The following is a 15,359-nucleotide window of genomic DNA, read 5'->3' as shown; positions in this document are numbered from 1 at the left end:
GGATTTCGTCGCAATGCGGGAACGAAAATGCCGGAAATCGGAGAGGGATGGGCGGCATCGCCCCTGGGTAAGGGACGCGCCTGACCATGCGATCGCACTATGATTATGTGATCGTCGGCGCCGGGTCGGCCGGCTGCGTCCTCGCCAACCGGTTGAGCGAGGACGGGCGCGACTCGGTCCTGCTCATCGAAGCGGGCGGTCCCGACGACAATTGGCTGTTTCGGATGCCGCTCGGCTTCATGATGACGGCGGCCAATCCCGATTACGACTGGGGCTATGCCAGCGAGCCGGACGCGAAGCTCGCCGGCCGGTCGCTGCCGGTGCCGCGCGGCCGCGTGCTGGGCGGCTGTTCGTCGGTCAACGGCATGATCTACATGCGCGGCCATTCGGGCGATTATGACGAATGGCGCCAGATGGGCGCGACGGGATGGAGCCATGCCGATGTGCTCCCCTATTTCCGGCGGATGGAAAGCAGCTGGCGCGGCGCCGGTCCGCATCACGGCGGCGACGGCCCGCTCAGCGTCACCCAGGTGCCCGGCGCGCATCTCCTGACCGATCCGATCCGGCGATCCGTCGCGGCCGCAGGCTTTGCCGAAAGCGACGATCTGAGCGGCGCGCAACAGGAGGGGTTTTCCCCCTGCGAGGTCACCGTCGATGCGCGCGGCCGCCGCGCCAGCACCGCCGCCGCCTATCTCCGCCCGGCCCTGCGACGCCCCAAACTGACCGTATTGACCCATGCACAGGCGACGCGAATCCTTTTCGAGCACGGTCACGCAGTCGGCATCCAATATCGGCGGCAGGGTGAGTTGACCGAAGTTCGGGCGCGCAAAGACGTGATCCTGAGCGGCGGCGCCTACAATTCGCCGCAGCTGCTGATGCTGTCGGGCATCGGCCCGGCGGATCATCTGACCGAACACGGCATCCCCGTGCGCGTCAACGCCCCCGACGTCGGCCGCAACCTCGCCGAGCATCCGCTCGTCTATATGAGCTTCGACGCGCGCGAGCCGACCACCTTTCTGCGTGCGCTTCGCTCGGACCGGGCGGCGCGGTCGGTCGTGCGCTGGGCACTGACCGGCAAGGGCGCCTTCGCCAGCCAGATCACCAGCGGCGTCCTGATGCTGCGCACCCGCCCCGAACTCGAACGGCCCGACATCCAGTTGGTGTTCCTGCCGGTCCGGCTCGACGCCAAGCTGTGGCACCCGTTCGGGCCGCAGCAATCGCACGTCATCTCGGTGATGGTGATGCAGTTGCACCCCGAGAGCCGCGGCAGCGTCACGCTGCGCTCCGCCGATCCGCTCGAAAAGCCGCGCATCGACCTCAACCTGCTCTCGACCGAACGCGACTTCGCCGACATTCGCGGCGGGATCGAAGCGGTGCGCCGCATCTTCGAGCAGGCGCCGCTGCGCGACATGGTCAGCGGCGAGCGCGCGCCCGGAAACGGCGCGGACATCGATGATTTCATCCGCAACAATCTCAAGATCACCCAGCATCCCGCCGGCACCTGCCGCATGGGCGAGGACCCGGCGGCAGTGCTCGACAGCGAGTTGCGGGTAAAGGGGGTCACCGGCCTGCGCGTGGTCGATGCCTCGGTGATGCCGAGCGTGCCGGGCGCCAATATCAACGCCGCCGTCATCATGGTCGCCGAGCGCGCATCCGACCTGATCCGGGGGATCGCACCGCTGCCCCGGGAACGCTGATGGACCTGCAACTGACGCCAGCCGAGCGTGACTTTCGCGCCGAGGTGCGGGACTATCTGCGCAGCGCTATGCCCCAACGCATTCGCGACGCGGTCTATGCGGAAAAGCCGCTGCCGCGCGCCTGGACAGTCGAGGCGCAACAGGTGCTCAATCGCGCGGGCTATGCCGTCCCGCACTGGCCGGTCGAATGGGGCGGGCGCGACTGGTCGCCCGTCCAGCGCGCGATTCTGGCCGAGGAAATCGATCGCAATGCGTGCCCCAAGCCGCTGGCGTTCAACACCGCGTTGGTCGGCCCGGTGATCGCGGCGTTCGGCAGCGAGGATCAGAAGCGCCGCTTCCTTGCCCCCATCGCCAATCTCGATTTGTGGTTCTGCCAGGGCTTTTCCGAACCCGGCGCCGGGTCCGACCTTGCCAGCCTCAAAACTGCGGCGGTGCGTGACGGCGATCACTATCGCATCAACGGGCAAAAGATCTGGACCACCTATGCGCATGAAGCGGACTGGATCTTCTGCCTCGTCCGCACCGACACCAGCGGGCGCAAGCAGCAGGGCATCTCCTTCATCCTGATCGACATGGCGACGCCCGGAATCAGCGTTCGGCCGATCCGGACCATCGACGGCTATCACCACGTCAACGAGGTGTTCTTCGACGATGTGCGCGTGCCGGTGGACAATCTCGTCGGCGAGGAAGGGCGCGGCTGGGACTATGCCAAATATCTGCTGGGGCAGGAACGCACCTCGATGGGCAATGTCGGCTTTTCCCGCCGTCGGCTCGAACGGGTGCGCGCGCTGGCACAGGCGAGCGGATTGATAGAAGACCCCGCATTCCGCCGCCGCCTGACGCTGGCGGAGATCGAGCTCAAGGCGCTGGAGGTCACGCAGATGCGCGTCGTCGCCAGCGAACGCGCGCCGGGCGCGGGCGTCGATCCCAAAGTCTCGATCCTCAAGATCAAGGGCGGCGAAGTGCTGCAAATGGCGGCGGCGCTGCTGCTCGAAGCACTCGGCCCCGGCGCGTTGACGGCAGGCTTTGCCGATGCCGGCCCCGACGCCGAATTCCACGGCCTCGATACGCAGTCGGCGGTCCTCTCGGCCTATTTCACCTCGCGTAAATATTCGATCTTCGGCGGCTCGAACGAAGTGCAGCGGAACATCCTCGCTAAATCGGTGCTGGGGCTGGGAGGCACGCGATGAATTTCGACCTCGACGCCGATCAGCAGATGCTGCGCGAAACCATCGATCGCCTTTTCGACGCCCATGCCGCTACCCCCGATCCGGCAACGGAGTGGGATGCATATCGCGACTTGGGCCTGCTGGCGTTGCCCTTTGCGGAGGCGCAGGGCGGCCTGGGCATGGGGCATGAAGCGGTCATGCTGCTGATGGAGTCCTATGGCCGCACTTTGGGGCGGGCGCCCTATCTGCAATCGGTCATGATGGCTGGCCAATTGCTAGCCCGCGTCGGCGGTGCGGTTGCCGACAACGCGCTTGCCGCAATGCTGGAGGGCAGGTCGCGCCCCGCGCTGGCGCTGTTCGAGCCGGGCATGCGCTATCGGTGGGACGCCCCCGCAATGACCGCGACGCGAACCGCAAGCGGCTGGCGCCTGTCCGGAAGCAAAGTCGCGATCCTCGACGGCGACCGCGCCGACCTGCTGCTCTGCCCCGCACGGGTCCAAGACGGATTGGGCCTGTTCCTCGTCCCCGCAGATACGCCCGGCGTCACGCGCCGGTGTCGCCCGACCCCCGACGGGCGCGGCGCGGCGGAGTTCGACCTGGCGGATGTCGATGTCCATTCCGACCACGCGCTGGGCGATCCCGCCACCAACGCCGATCTGCTCGCGGCGGTGCTCGACGGCGCGATCGCCGCCACCTGCGCCGAAGCGGTCGGCGCGATGGACCGGCTGATCGTTATCACCACCGACTATCTCAACACCCGTACTCAGTTCGGCGTAGCGATCGGATCGTTTCAGGCGTTGCAGCACCGCGCCGCCGACATGCTGGTGGCCATGGAACAGGCGCGCTCGATGACCTTTCACGCCGTCTCGATGCTCGACGCACCGCCAGCCGAGAGCACCATCGCGGTCGCCGCCGCCAAGGTGCTGGTCAACCGCGCCGCGCGCTTCGTCGGCAGCGAGGCGATCCAGCTTCACGGCGGCATGGGGCTCGCGAGCGAATATCCCGCCGGGCGCTATTTCCAGCGGCTGACGGTGATCGAGACGCTATTCGGCGACACCGACCATATGCTGAATATCGTGGAGGCGGGTGGCGGCCTTTCCTGAGGCCAACCCACCCGCAACAGGCGTGTCAGCCCTCGGCGTCCTGCCGGTTGACCACGTCGAGCAGCATCCGCGACGCGGTGATCGAGGCGGGCCAGGAGGCGTAGAACGCCAGGTGCAACATCGCCTCGCCCAGTTCCTCCCTGGTCACGCCATTCTTGAGCGCGAGGCCGAGATGCGCTTCGAGCTGCTGGTGCCGGTTCGCGGTCATCAGCGCCGCGACGGTGAGCAGCGAGCGGTCGCGCTTGGACAGCCCCTCGCGCTCCCACACTTCGTTGTACAGCACCCGGTCGGTCATCTCGACCAATGCGGGGACGACGCTGGCGAGTTCGTCGCCCTTGGCTGCGCTGGGTCGCTTCATCTCACTCGCCCTCGCGCTTGTAGTTGCCGAGCCCCGGCTTGTAGGTCTTTTCGTCAAGGAACTGGACCATGCCCTTCTCCCGGCCCTTTTCCTTGTCGACGAACGTCGTCTGATCGCCCTTGGCGGTCAGATATTCCGCCGCCAGCTCCCAGTTCATCTCGCGCGCATATTTATACGCCATGCGCGCCTGGCGCAGCGTGGTCGGGTTCTTCTCGAGCAGCACCTTGGCCAGCTCGCGCGTACGCGCCTTCAGCCGATCGGCAGGCACCGCCTCGTTGACCAGCCCCAGCTCCTTGGCGCGCGCACCGTCGAACTTTTCGCCGGTCATCACATAATAGAGCGCCTCGCGGTCGCCCATCAGCGTCGAGATCGCCTTCGAGACGACACCGCCCGGAATGATCCCCCAGTTGATCTCCGACAGGCCGAACGTCGCCGCCTCGTCGGTGATCGCAAGGTCGCAGCAGATCAGCGGGGTGAACGCGCCGCCGAAGCACCAGCCATTGACCATCGCGATCGTCGGCTTGGCGTAGAACATCAGCGTGCGCCACTGCCAGGCGCGCGTCTCGCGATAGGCGCGGTGGCGTTCGACATCGCTGACCGCATCGGACGCGCGGAAAAAGCCCTGCAGGTCCATGCCCGCCGAAAACGCCTCGCCGCTCCCGGTCAGCACGATCACGCCGCAGCGGTCGTCCAGTTCCAGCGCGTCGAGCACGGCGTTCATGTCGCGCGCCATCTCCATGCTCATCGCATTGCGCTTTTCCGGGCGGTCGAGATGGACCCAGGCGATTCCGTCCTCGAACTCCACCCGCACGGTGTTGCCGCCCGGGATCGGCTTGTCCTGCGTCGCTTCCATCGTCTGTTCCATCCTCAGTCCTTTGATTATGCGCCGGTGACGATCAGCGCGTCGAGCGCGACCGCGCCCTCGCCTGCCGCCATCACCATCAGCGGGTTGATGTCGATTTCCTCGATATTGAGTCCCGCGCGCATCGCGGCGCCGACGCGGACCACCACGTCCGCCACCGCCTCGACGTCACGCGCCGGCCGCCCGCGAAATTCGCCGAGCAGCTTCGCGCCGCGCAGGCCACGAATCCGCTCCACCGCGCGCGCATGGGAAATATCGGCGGGCAGCAATTCGGCCGCGTCGAGCGCCTCGATCAGCACCCCGCCCAGCCCCACCATCACCGAAGCGCCCCATTCGGGATGGTGGCGCGCGCCGACCACCAGCTCGAGCCCCGGCGCGGACATCTGCTCGACCAGCACGCCGTCGATCGCCGCGCCGTTGAGGTTGGCCATCAGCCGCGCCCAGCCGTCGCGCAGCGCAGCCGCGTCGCGCAGGTTCAGGATCACCCCGCCGATATCGCTCTTGTGGCTGAACGCCGCGGCCTGCACCTTGATGACGACCGGAAAGCCGATGCGGCCGGCGATCGTCACCGCTTCGTCCACCGTCGTCGCCAGCCCGCCCTCGGGCACGCGCACGCCGATCTCGCGGAGGAACTGCTTGCCGACGAACTCGGTCTTGACCCCCGGCTCCGCCCATCCGGTGAGGCCCGTCGCGGCGGGACTGCGGTCGGCGACGCTGGCCAGCGCATTGGCATAGCGCCGCGCCGCACCGAACGCGCGCATCGCGCGCTCGGGCGAGCGGAACAGCGGCGTCTCGCTGTCGCGCATCGCGGCGACGAAATCCGGGTCGAGCGGCGAGGTGTCGCCGGTGATCGCGACGACGACCGGCTTTTGCGACGCCAGCGCCTCGGGGATGATCGCCTCGCCCTTCGCGCGCTGCTGCGACGGTCCGCCGCCCGCCATCGGCAGCAGCACGCCGCTCACCGCCGGATCGGCCAGCATCGCCGCGGTCGAAAGCCCGAAAATATCCGCCTTGGCAAAGCCCGTCGTCCCGACGTCGAGCGGATTGTCGATCTCCATCCCCGCCGGCAACAGCGCCGCCAGCCGCTCGAGCGTCGCGTTCGACACCGTCGCGATCGGCAGCCCGATATCCTCGGCGAAATCGAACGCGGTGCCGCGCAGCGCGCCCGAATTGGTGATCACACCCAGTTCGCCGGTAACCGGCGTGGGAAAGCGGTGGAGGATGGCGACCGCGTCGAACAGCTCGTCCATCGTGTCGACCATCACCACGGCCTCGTTCTCGACCGCGACGCGCATCAGCGCATAGTCGCCGACCATCGCGCCGGTATGCGACTGCGCCGCTTCCTGCCCGCGCTTGCTGCGGCCGGGGTGCAGCACCACCACCGGGATACCGGCTTCACGCGCGCGGCGCGCGGCGGAGAGGAATGCGATCGGATCGCGGATCTGCTCGATATACAGGGCGATGGCATTGGCCCGCCCCTCGTCGACGATATGGTCGATCAGGTCGGCGGCGCGCACCACCGCCTCGTTGCCGGTCGCCGCCTGCAGCGCGACCGAAATGCCGCGCCCCTGCATCGCCGCGCGAATGCTCGACGCCATCGCGCCGCTCTGCGCGACCACCGCGACGCTGCGCCGTTCGCCCAGCGGCTGGGGATGCGCGGGCTCGAAGGTCAGCGCCATGCCGCCCGCATAATTCACATAGCCCATGCAATTGGGGCCCATCAGCGCCATGCCCGCGTCGCGGCACACCGTCGCCAGCACCTCCTGCTCGCGCCGCCCGGCCTCGCCACCCTCGGCAAAGCCCGATGCGAACACGATCACGCCGCCCACGCCCCGCCGCGCGGCGGCTTCGACCGCGGGCAGGATCGCGGCACGCGGCACGTTCAGCACCAGCGCGTCGACGCCCTCGGGCAGGTCGTCGACCGACCGGATACAGGGCCGTCCGCCAATCTCGTCGCGGGTCGGGCTGATCAGATGGATATCGCCGTCAAAGCCGAAGCGGTCGCAATTGGCCAGGATCGTGCCGCCCATCGTCGCAAGGTCGGGTGAGGCGCCCGCGATGGCGACCGAGCGGGGCTGCAACAGCCGCGCGAGGCCCGAACGTGCGGACACTGGTCGGTCCACGATATCCTGCGCGCCCGCATTGATGCCCTGCGACAATCCGATCCTCCCCGCTCGACTGATATCAGCTTGCCTGCTATCTTGGCGCAGTCGCACGGAAGGTCCAATGCCTATTTTGCGCGGCTACGATAGGATCACGATATGGGTTCGCTTCGCTAGGTTCGATACCATAGGGGCATCGGTCGACCGGCGACAAGGAATTAGACGCAGGCACCACTGCGATCCTAAACATGAGAAAATGCCGCGGATCGACCGGCGGCGAGAGGAGAGCCGATGTACGGGCGCAACGACCTGAGAGCCAGCCTCGCCCCCAAGGCGACCAAGCCGGCGCCGACCGCATTCAAAAAGGCGAGCTACGAACCCTTCTACGACGCGCCGCCCCAGCAAAGCACCGACCTTGCCCGCACCTGGCTGGCGCGCGGTCAGAACCTGATCGTCGCCTATAGCGAGGTCGAACCGGGCGCCGTGTTCGAACGCACCGCCCAAATCGACGAATATGCCGTCGTCCTGCCCGAGGACGGCGCCGAGGTCGAAATCGAAATCGATGAAGGGCGCACCATCGCGCGCGACAAGAGCGTCGCCTTCGTACCGCCCGGCGACAGCAAGGTGACGGTGGTCAAGGGCGGCCGTATCCTGCGCCTGTTCACCGTCAAGTCCGAAGACCTCGCCGCCTTGTGCAGCAACGCCGATGCCTATGCGCAGCGCGATCCCAATGTCGCGCCGTTCCAAGCCTGGCCCGATCCGGTCGGCGGGCGCAAGGTGCGCGTCTATTCGGGCAATGTCGCGCCCGAACAGGGGCGGTTCGGCCGCCTCTATCGCGGATCGACGATCATGGTGAATTTCGGCGACGGCCGCGTCGGCCCGCGTGCAGCGGACAATCTCTCGCCGCATCACCATGACGATTTCGAGCAATATTCGATCGCGCTCGACGGCGACTATATCCACCATCTGCGCTGGCCGTGGATCAGCGATTCGACGCAGTGGATCGACGACGATCACGAACGCATCGCCGCGCCCTCGGTCGCGGTGATCCCGCCCCCCGCCACGCACACCTCGCAGGGCGTCGGCGAAGGGCTCAACCGCCTGCTCGACACCTTCTGCCCGCCGCGCTTCGACTTCTCGGCCAAGCCCGGCTGGGTGCTCAACGCCGACGATTATCCGATGCCCGAACCCAAGGAAGACGCCGCATGAGCGACCGGATCACAGAGCTGCTGAAAGGCGCGATCGACCTGCATTGCCATAGCGGCCCGTCGGTCATGCCGCGCCGTCTCAACCATGTCGAGGCGATCAAGGAGGGCGAGGAAGCCGGCCTGCGCGCGATCCTGTTCAAGGACCATTACTATTCGGTCACCCCGGTCGCCGCGCTTCTCGACGAGATCATGCCCGGCACGGTCAAGCTTTTGACGGGCGTGCCGTGCAACAACACCACCGGCGGCATCAATCCTTACGCGGTCGAACATGGTTTCAAGCTCGGCGCGCGCCTCGTCTGGATGCCGACCTTCTCGGCGGCCAACCATATCCGCCATTCGCACCGCAAGCAGTTCCTGCCGACCAAGGACAAGATGCTCGACCCGACGATGCTGACCGTCATCGACGAGCGCGGCAAGCTGAAGGAAGAGGTGTTCCAGGTCCTCGACCTGATCGCGCAGTACGACGCGGTCTTGTCTGCCGGGCATCTCCACATCAGCGAGATCTGGCCGCTGTTCACCGAGGCGAAGGCGCGCGGCATCACCCGTCTGCTGGTCAACCACCCCACCTTCCTGATCGGCTGCACCCCGCCCGACATGGCCGAACTGGCGAAGATGGGCGCCTATCTCGAACATAGCTGCTGCATGTGGGCGGGCGTCCAGGGCAAGAATTACAGCCACGACAGCCTGAAAATGTGCATCGAGGCGGGCGGCGTTCCCAACACGATCATCGGCTCCGACCTCGGTCAGGTCGGCAATCCGACCCCGGTGGAGGGGCTGCGCTACGTCATCCAGATGCTGATCGACCTGGAGTATGGCGACGACGACATCCGCGCGATGATCGGCGGGAACGCGACCACCCTGATGGGACTGGACGATGGGCCGAGCGCGATGGCGATGGCATCCGAGGCGCTGACCGTATGACCAACCGTGCCTATCATCTGCTGATCGACGGCACGCTGCATCCCGGCGCCACGACCTTCGACGTCATCAACCCCGCCACCGCCCAGCCCTTCGCGCAATGCCCCAAGGCCGATACGGCGTTGCTCGAAACAGCGGTCGCGGCGGCCAAGCGCGCCTTTCCCGGCTGGGCGGCGACGCCCGCTGCCGAGCGTGCGGCATTGGTCGGCAAGATCGCCGACGCGCTCGATGCCCGCGCCGAGGAGTTCGCCGCGCTGCTCACCGCCGAACAGGGCAAGCCGCTCGACCAGGCGATCAAGGAGATCCGCGGATCGGTGTTCGTGCTGCGCACCTTTGCGGGCATGACGCTCGAACCGCGCGTGCTGCGCGACGAACCCGGCAACCGGGTCGAGGAGCATCGGATGCCACTCGGCGTCGTCGCGGCGATCACCCCGTGGAACTTCCCGCTGATCCTGCTGGTGAACAAGGTCGGCCCGGCGCTGGTCGCGGGCAACACTATGGTGTGCAAGCCCGCGCCGACCACCCCGCTCACCACCTGCCTGTTCGGCGAGCTGTGCGGCGACATCCTGCCTCCCGGCGTACTCAACGTGATCTGCGACGAGAACGAACTCGGCCCCGCGCTGACATCGCATCCGGATATCGCCAAGATTTCCTTCACCGGCTCCACCGGCACCGGCAAGCGCGTGATGGCGAGCGCCGCCGACACGCTCAAGCGCGTGACGCTCGAACTCGGCGGCAACGACGCCGCGATCGTGCTCGACGATGTCGATCCGCTGCCGGTTGCAGCCAAGGTATTCGAAGGCGCGATGCGCAACGCCGGACAGATCTGCGTCGCGGTCAAGCGCGCCTATGTCCCTGCCGCTTTCTACGACGAGTTCTGCGACGAACTTGCCCGGCTGGCGCGCGAGATGGTGGTCGATGACGGCGCCAATCAGGGCGCGCAGATCGGCCCGGTCCAGAACCGCCAGCAGTTCGACAAGGTCGCTGCACTGATCGCCGACAGCGCCGCGGAGGGCACCGTCATCGCCGGCGGCGCGCCGCTCGACCGCCCCGGCTATTTCATCCCGCCGACGATCGTGCGCGACATCGCCGACGACGCGCCGCTGGTGCGCGAGGAGCAGTTCGGACCGGTCCTGCCGGTAATGAAGTACGACGATCTCGACGATCTGATCGATCGCGTGAACGGCACCGACTATGGCCTGGGCGGCACCGTCTGGGGCCGCGATCTCGACCGCGCCACCGCCGTCGCCCGGCGCGTCGTCACCGGTACGGTCTGGGTCAACCAGCTGATGGCGATCGATCCGCGCATCCCGTTCCGCGGCCTGCGCCAGTCGGGCATGGGTACCGAAATGGGGCAGGAGGGGCTGGAGGAATATACCCAGGCCCAGGTCGTCAACGCCGTCCCGCTCGCCTGAACGCTTTGCGGCGCCGCTCCGTTGGGGAACGGGGCGGCGCCGCAATCCTAGAAGAAGTAGAAGCGCAACGCCGCGTCGGACATGGCGCGCCGCGTCGCCGGATCCGGGACGATGCGATAAAGCGTCTCCAGCGTCTGTGCGTAGCTGACGCGATCCTCCGCCCCGACGAACGGCGCATCGCTTCCCCAGAACAGCCGCTCCGGCCCCGCCTCGGCCAGCAGCCGCGCGGCATAGGCCGGCAGCCGGCCCTCGGGTAGCCGGAACCCCGCCGAGATCTTCACCCGCGTCCGCCCCAGCGCGATCGATCGCAGCAGCGCGGTGAACCCCGCACCCTCCATCTCGCCCTCGCTGCGCAGCAGGCCAAAATGGTCGACCACCACCGGCACACGATGATCGGCCAGCGCGGGCAGCATCTGTGCCAGTTGCTCGCCACCCAGGTTCAGCTCGAGATGCATCCCCGCATCCGCCAGCCGCGTCACGAAGCGTCGGAATCGATAACCGTTGAGATCGGGCAATTCCGCCTTCAGCGGAATCTGATACCGCACCCCGCACACGCCCTGCGCGCGCAATGCCACCATCTCGGCGGGTCCGGTATCGGGATCGAGCATCACCGTCGCGCGCAACCGCTTGTGCTGCGCCAATGCTGCAAGCGTATAGTCGTTATACTCGCCGAACAGACTCGCCGCCGTCACCACCCCGAACGACACGCCATGTGCGTCCAGATCGGCGAGGTACGCCTCGACCGGATAATCATAATCCGGCCGCGTCCAGGCCGTGTCCGTGAACGGCATCGCGCGGGTGAACACATGCGCGTGCGCGTCGATCACCGGCGGCTCGGGCGTGGTGCTCACGGCTTCAGGCGGTCCGCGAACAGCCGCGCGCCATTGTCGTGCAGCACCTTTGCCCGGTCGGCATCGCTCAGCTGCGCGGTCGCGGCAATCGCTTGCTCCACCATCTCGGCATAGCTGTTCTGCGTGTTGCCGTAATCCGACCCCCACATCACGCGATCCGCGCCATAGGTGTCGACCAGCAATTTGACGAACGCCGCCGCGTCGATTCCGGTCTCGGCAAAGCGGTTGAAGTTGATCTGCGTGAACTTGAACTGGATGTTGGGCACATCGACCAGTTCGAGATGCTCCGGCCCGATCGTCCCTGCCACCCCATTCTCGACCCCCGGCCACCCGCAATGGTCGAGCGCGATGGTCGTCTTTGGATAACGCTTCGCCAGCGCGACGATCCGCCGCAGCGCCGCGAACGAGGGCCTGCCCGGCGCATACATGATGATCATGTGCAGCCCCAGCTCGGCGGCGACATCCCAGGTCTTGAGCGCTGCGTCCGAATCCAGCCAGGGGTAATCGCCTTCGGCGTCGGGATAACCGAACAGCCGCAGCCCGGTGACATTGTGCGCGGTGGCGATCGCGCGCAGCTTGCCCGGCGTCTCGGGATCGTGCGCCCGCAGGATCAACACCGCCGAAACCCGGTCGTGATGCGCGTCCGCCACATCGACCGTGTAGCTGTTGTCGGTCTTGTAGACCGTATTGTACTGCACTGCCGCGCCGCCCGTGACGCCGCATTCGTCCCACAGCGCCAGCACCCGCGCCGCGGTCGACGGATCGCGCTCCAGCCGCGCCGTCAGCGCCTCGGGCGTCTCGCGCGCGCCGGTCAGGTCGACCGGATAGCGGGCGGTGTCGTTGGTGAAGAAATGGGCGTGGGTATCGAACAGCTTAACGCGCGGGTTCGGCATTCAACTCTCCAGCAGGGGTGTCGGTCGCGACGTGCGTCGCGCGCGCCGCGATGCGATAGGCATAGTACATGGCGACCACGGGGATCACTGCGATCGCCGAGAAGACGAAATAGGTATCCTCCCGGCCAAGCCCGGCGCTGAGCAGGAAGCCGCCGATCATCGGCCCGGCGATCGCGCCCACGCGACCGAAGCCGACGACGAAGCCGACGCCCGAATTCTGCATCGCCGGCGGATACATCACGACCGCGACCAGGAAGAGACCGGTATAGGCGCCTACCACGAAGAAGGTGGTCAGCCCCGCCATCGCCAGCAGCCCGATCGGATTGGGCGGCTGAAGCCCGAAGATCACCAGCGTGACCGCGGCGGCCGCGAAGAAGATCGTCGTCAGGCGACCTTCGCCGACCCGCCGACCCCAAAAACCCATCGCCAGATGGCCGAGCGTTCCGAATGCGCCGGTGATGATGCCGCTCGCGGCCGCCAGCGACGGCGTCAGGCCCGCATTGGCGAGGATCGTCGGCTTCCAGTTCATCAGGAAGTATCCGACGATCGCATAGGTCGCCGATGCCACCCAGATCAGGATGGTCTGCGACCGCAATTCGGGCGCCAGCATCGATCGGATCGCCGCGCCGCGCAGCTTGGCGGCGGGCTTGGGCGGCATCGCCGACAGTTCGGGAAGTCGCATCCGCCGATGCAACTTGTTCAGCCGGTCCAGATCCCCCGGCGCCTGACGGCGCACCAGAAATTCGCGCGATTCACCCAGCAGGAACAGGCTGAGCAGGAAGGTGACGAGATTGAGCGCCCCGGCGGCCAGGAACACGACGCGCCAGCCCGATGTCTCCAGCGCGAGCGCGGCGATCCCGCTGCCCAGCATCATCCCGAAGGTAAAGCCGATATGCAGGATCGCGAGCGCCATGTTGCGCGCCTTGTCGCTGGCATATTCCGCGACCGTAGTGTTGAGGCAGACGACCAGCGTGCCCAGGCCCACCCCGGTAATGGTCCGCAGCACGAACAGCTGCTGGATATTCTGCGCGATCCCGCTCAGCAGCAGCATCGCCGCCAATGTTGCCAGTGCGCCGAGCATGATCGGTCGCCGTCCGACCTTGTCCGCCATCGGCCCGATGACGAACGCGCCGACGACCAGCCCGACTGCGGACGCGCTGAACATCGAACCGAGAATGGCGGGATCAAGCTGCCAGTCCTTCGACAAAACGGGCGCACTGACGGCGAGCGAGACCACATCGAACCCGTCGGCGATGTTGATGAGACAGCACAAGGCAACGACCAGGAACTGATAGACGCTCATGCCAGTGGGCGCGTCCAGCACCCGCTCCCGATCTACAGTCGCCGCCACATCGCTCTCCTCGTTCGCGTCGGCGGCAATGACCTGCCGTCCAGTGATTCGCGTGCGTTCATATCTAACGTCATTCAGCGATATCTGATTTTTCGCTTGCCGCCTAGCCGCGATCTGCGCAAATTGGCAGTCCGAAAGCGGGCCGAACGTTGAAGGAGAGACAGGTGCTGCGTATCAAACCCGCCATCATCGGGACTGCGATCATGGCGCCGTTGGTCGGCCTTGCCGCCCATGCCGCTACTGGGAGTCCGGCCCCCGCCGCAACCCAGCCGCCCGCCGCTTTCGCCCAGTGCAAGGCGTGTCACAGCGTCGATCCCGGCGGCAAATCCGGGATCGGCCCGAACCTGTTCGCGGTCGGCGGGAAGATCGCGGGCACGAAGCCTGGCTATGCCTATTCCCCGGCGATGAAGGCGTCGCGCAAACGGTGGGACCGCGCCAATCTCGACGCCTATCTCGCCAACCCCAAGGGGCTGGTGCCCGGCACCAAGATGATGACGCCGGGTGTGTCGGACGCGAAGAAGCGCAAGGAACTCGTCGATTATCTGATGGCACTGAACTAGGAGCCACCAATGAACCGCCACCTGCTGCTCGCCGCAAGCCTGTGTATCGCCCCCGCCGCGATCGGCCAGACCGCGCGTCCCGCGCTCGACTATGCCAGCGCCGCGACGATCCGCGACACCTGCCTCGCCTGGGCCAAGCAGCGCGGGCTGAAGGTCGCCATCGTCATCCTCGATCCGCGCGCCATGCCGGTGACGCTGGCGCATATGGACGGCGTCTCGACCGCCGGCGGTGAGATCGCGCAGTGGAAGGCGGTGTCGTCCGCCAAGTTCGGCCGCGCGACCGCCGATTTCGCGGCGATGACCGTGCCCTCCGGAATGCCCAATGTCGCAGCGATGGCGGGTGGCGTGCCGATCTATACCGCCGATGGCGTGCTGCTCGGCGGAGCGGGAGTTTCGGGCGCCAGGCCCGCCGAAGACGCCGCCTGCGCCGCCGCCGGGATCGAGGCGGCGGGCCTCAAGCCCGCACGCCCTGCCCCGCCCGCTCAATAGGCGTCGATTTCCTTCAGCGCCTCGGCCGCCAGCCCCCAGCTTTCGACGCCTCCGGCCACGCCGATATACAGGGTCGTCTGGAGCAACGTCTCGCGGATGTCCTCCTTGGTCGCGCCATTCTGCACCGCGCATTTGACCAGCCGTTTGAGCGGGACGTGGCGATTCAGCGCCGCGCAGATCGCCATGGTGATCAGGCTGCGCTCGCGCAGCGTCAGGCCCTCCCGCGTCCAGGTCTCTCCGAAGCAGGCCGAGGTCACGTAATTTTCCAGCGGCTCGTGAAAATCGTCCGCCGCGTCGAGCCGCGCGATGCTGCCCTCGCCGAACAGTTGCTTGCGCATATCGCGGCCCGCTTCGAATGCGGGATCGCCGGTCTTGAGTGCCAT

Annotated in this window: 15 protein-coding genes; 8 read left to right on the top strand and 7 right to left on the bottom strand. The window is 67.0% G+C overall.

Features of this window, described 5'->3' with window-relative positions:
* The first annotated feature begins 86 nt into the window (after nucleotides 1-86).
* The 3 genes from FPZ54_RS18030 to FPZ54_RS18020 are packed head-to-tail and all read left to right on the top strand — an operon-like array spanning nucleotide 87 to nucleotide 3,969.
* Nucleotides 87-1,697 carry a GMC family oxidoreductase gene (locus tag FPZ54_RS18030; protein WP_145849192.1) on the top strand — a complete coding sequence of 537 codons (1,611 nt, stop codon included), beginning with the start codon at nucleotides 87-89 and terminating at the stop codon, nucleotides 1,695-1,697.
* Nucleotides 1,697-2,887 (top strand): acyl-CoA dehydrogenase family protein, encoded by a 1,191-nt coding sequence (locus FPZ54_RS18025; protein WP_145849191.1) that lies wholly within the window; start codon nucleotides 1,697-1,699, stop codon nucleotides 2,885-2,887. The genes FPZ54_RS18030 and FPZ54_RS18025 overlap by 1 nt, the downstream gene beginning before the upstream one ends.
* Complete coding sequence (locus FPZ54_RS18020; protein WP_145849190.1) at nucleotides 2,884-3,969, top strand: acyl-CoA dehydrogenase family protein; 1,086 nt, start codon at nucleotides 2,884-2,886, stop codon at nucleotides 3,967-3,969. The genes FPZ54_RS18025 and FPZ54_RS18020 overlap by 4 nt, the downstream gene beginning before the upstream one ends.
* A gap of 25 nt (nucleotides 3,970-3,994) precedes the next feature.
* On the opposite strand, the gene FPZ54_RS18015 is transcribed toward FPZ54_RS18020, so the two are convergent.
* The 3 genes from FPZ54_RS18015 to FPZ54_RS18005 are packed head-to-tail and all read right to left on the bottom strand — an operon-like array spanning nucleotide 3,995 to nucleotide 7,348.
* Nucleotides 3,995-4,327 carry a carboxymuconolactone decarboxylase family protein gene (locus tag FPZ54_RS18015; RefSeq protein WP_145849189.1) on the bottom strand — a complete coding sequence of 111 codons (333 nt, stop codon included), beginning with the start codon at nucleotides 4,325-4,327 and terminating at the stop codon, nucleotides 3,995-3,997.
* 1 nt (nucleotide 4,328) lies between these two features.
* Nucleotides 4,329-5,192 (bottom strand): p-hydroxycinnamoyl CoA hydratase/lyase, encoded by an 864-nt coding sequence (locus FPZ54_RS18010; RefSeq protein WP_186456835.1) that lies wholly within the window; start codon nucleotides 5,190-5,192, stop codon nucleotides 4,329-4,331.
* Between the two features lie 14 nt (nucleotides 5,193-5,206).
* Complete coding sequence (locus tag FPZ54_RS18005; RefSeq protein ID WP_222428329.1) at nucleotides 5,207-7,348, bottom strand: acetate--CoA ligase family protein; 2,142 nt, start codon at nucleotides 7,346-7,348, stop codon at nucleotides 5,207-5,209.
* 234 nt (nucleotides 7,349-7,582) lie between these two features.
* Between FPZ54_RS18005 and FPZ54_RS18000 the strand changes: the two genes are divergently transcribed.
* The 3 genes from FPZ54_RS18000 to FPZ54_RS17990 are packed head-to-tail and all read left to right on the top strand — an operon-like array spanning nucleotide 7,583 to nucleotide 10,832.
* Nucleotides 7,583-8,500 (top strand): cupin domain-containing protein, encoded by a 918-nt coding sequence (locus FPZ54_RS18000; RefSeq protein ID WP_145849188.1) that lies wholly within the window; start codon nucleotides 7,583-7,585, stop codon nucleotides 8,498-8,500.
* The gene (locus FPZ54_RS17995; RefSeq protein ID WP_145849187.1) at nucleotides 8,497-9,420 is read left to right on the top strand and encodes a DUF6282 family protein; all 924 of its coding nucleotides are present in this window, start codon (nucleotides 8,497-8,499) and stop codon (nucleotides 9,418-9,420) included. The genes FPZ54_RS18000 and FPZ54_RS17995 overlap by 4 nt, the downstream gene beginning before the upstream one ends.
* Entirely contained in the window at nucleotides 9,417-10,832 is a 1,416-nt protein-coding gene (locus FPZ54_RS17990) for an aldehyde dehydrogenase family protein (protein WP_145849186.1), read from the top strand. Before FPZ54_RS17995 ends, FPZ54_RS17990 begins: the two co-directional genes overlap by 4 nt.
* Before the next feature lie 47 nt (nucleotides 10,833-10,879).
* Here the strand turns inward: FPZ54_RS17990 and FPZ54_RS17985 are convergent, their stop codons facing one another.
* Genes FPZ54_RS17985 through FPZ54_RS17975 form a run of 3 tightly spaced genes read right to left on the bottom strand, consistent with a single transcriptional unit; the run spans nucleotide 10,880 to nucleotide 13,927 of the window.
* Nucleotides 10,880-11,683 carry an amidohydrolase family protein gene (locus FPZ54_RS17985; RefSeq protein ID WP_145849185.1) on the bottom strand — a complete coding sequence of 268 codons (804 nt, stop codon included), beginning with the start codon at nucleotides 11,681-11,683 and terminating at the stop codon, nucleotides 10,880-10,882.
* A complete protein-coding gene (locus FPZ54_RS17980) occupies nucleotides 11,680-12,576 on the bottom strand; it encodes an amidohydrolase family protein (protein WP_145849184.1) in 897 nt (298 codons plus the stop codon). Before FPZ54_RS17980 ends, FPZ54_RS17985 begins: the two co-directional genes overlap by 4 nt.
* On the bottom strand, nucleotides 12,557-13,927 hold the full coding sequence (locus tag FPZ54_RS17975) for an MFS transporter (protein WP_145849183.1): 1,371 nt from the start codon (nucleotides 13,925-13,927) through the stop codon (nucleotides 12,557-12,559). Before FPZ54_RS17975 ends, FPZ54_RS17980 begins: the two co-directional genes overlap by 20 nt.
* Before the next feature lie 164 nt (nucleotides 13,928-14,091).
* Here FPZ54_RS17975 and FPZ54_RS17970 point away from each other — a divergent pair, with 164 nt between their 5' ends.
* Both FPZ54_RS17970 and FPZ54_RS17965 read left to right on the top strand, forming a co-directional pair.
* The gene (locus FPZ54_RS17970; protein ID WP_239019633.1) at nucleotides 14,092-14,487 is read left to right on the top strand and encodes a c-type cytochrome; all 396 of its coding nucleotides are present in this window, start codon (nucleotides 14,092-14,094) and stop codon (nucleotides 14,485-14,487) included.
* A gap of 9 nt (nucleotides 14,488-14,496) precedes the next feature.
* Nucleotides 14,497-14,976: a heme-binding protein gene (locus FPZ54_RS17965; protein ID WP_145849182.1), complete on the top strand. Its 480-nt coding sequence runs from the start codon at nucleotides 14,497-14,499 to the stop codon at nucleotides 14,974-14,976.
* Here FPZ54_RS17965 and FPZ54_RS17960 read toward each other — a convergent pair.
* Complete coding sequence (locus tag FPZ54_RS17960) at nucleotides 14,970-15,359, bottom strand: carboxymuconolactone decarboxylase family protein (RefSeq protein WP_145849181.1); 390 nt, start codon at nucleotides 15,357-15,359, stop codon at nucleotides 14,970-14,972. The two genes, FPZ54_RS17965 and FPZ54_RS17960, sit on opposite strands and share 7 nt — an antisense overlap.

It is taken from the genome of Sphingomonas suaedae (genome assembly GCF_007833215.1).
Taxonomy (GTDB): Bacteria; Pseudomonadota; Alphaproteobacteria; order Sphingomonadales; family Sphingomonadaceae; genus Sphingomonas; species Sphingomonas suaedae.
This window is presented reverse-complemented; position numbering and strand designations above follow the sequence as displayed.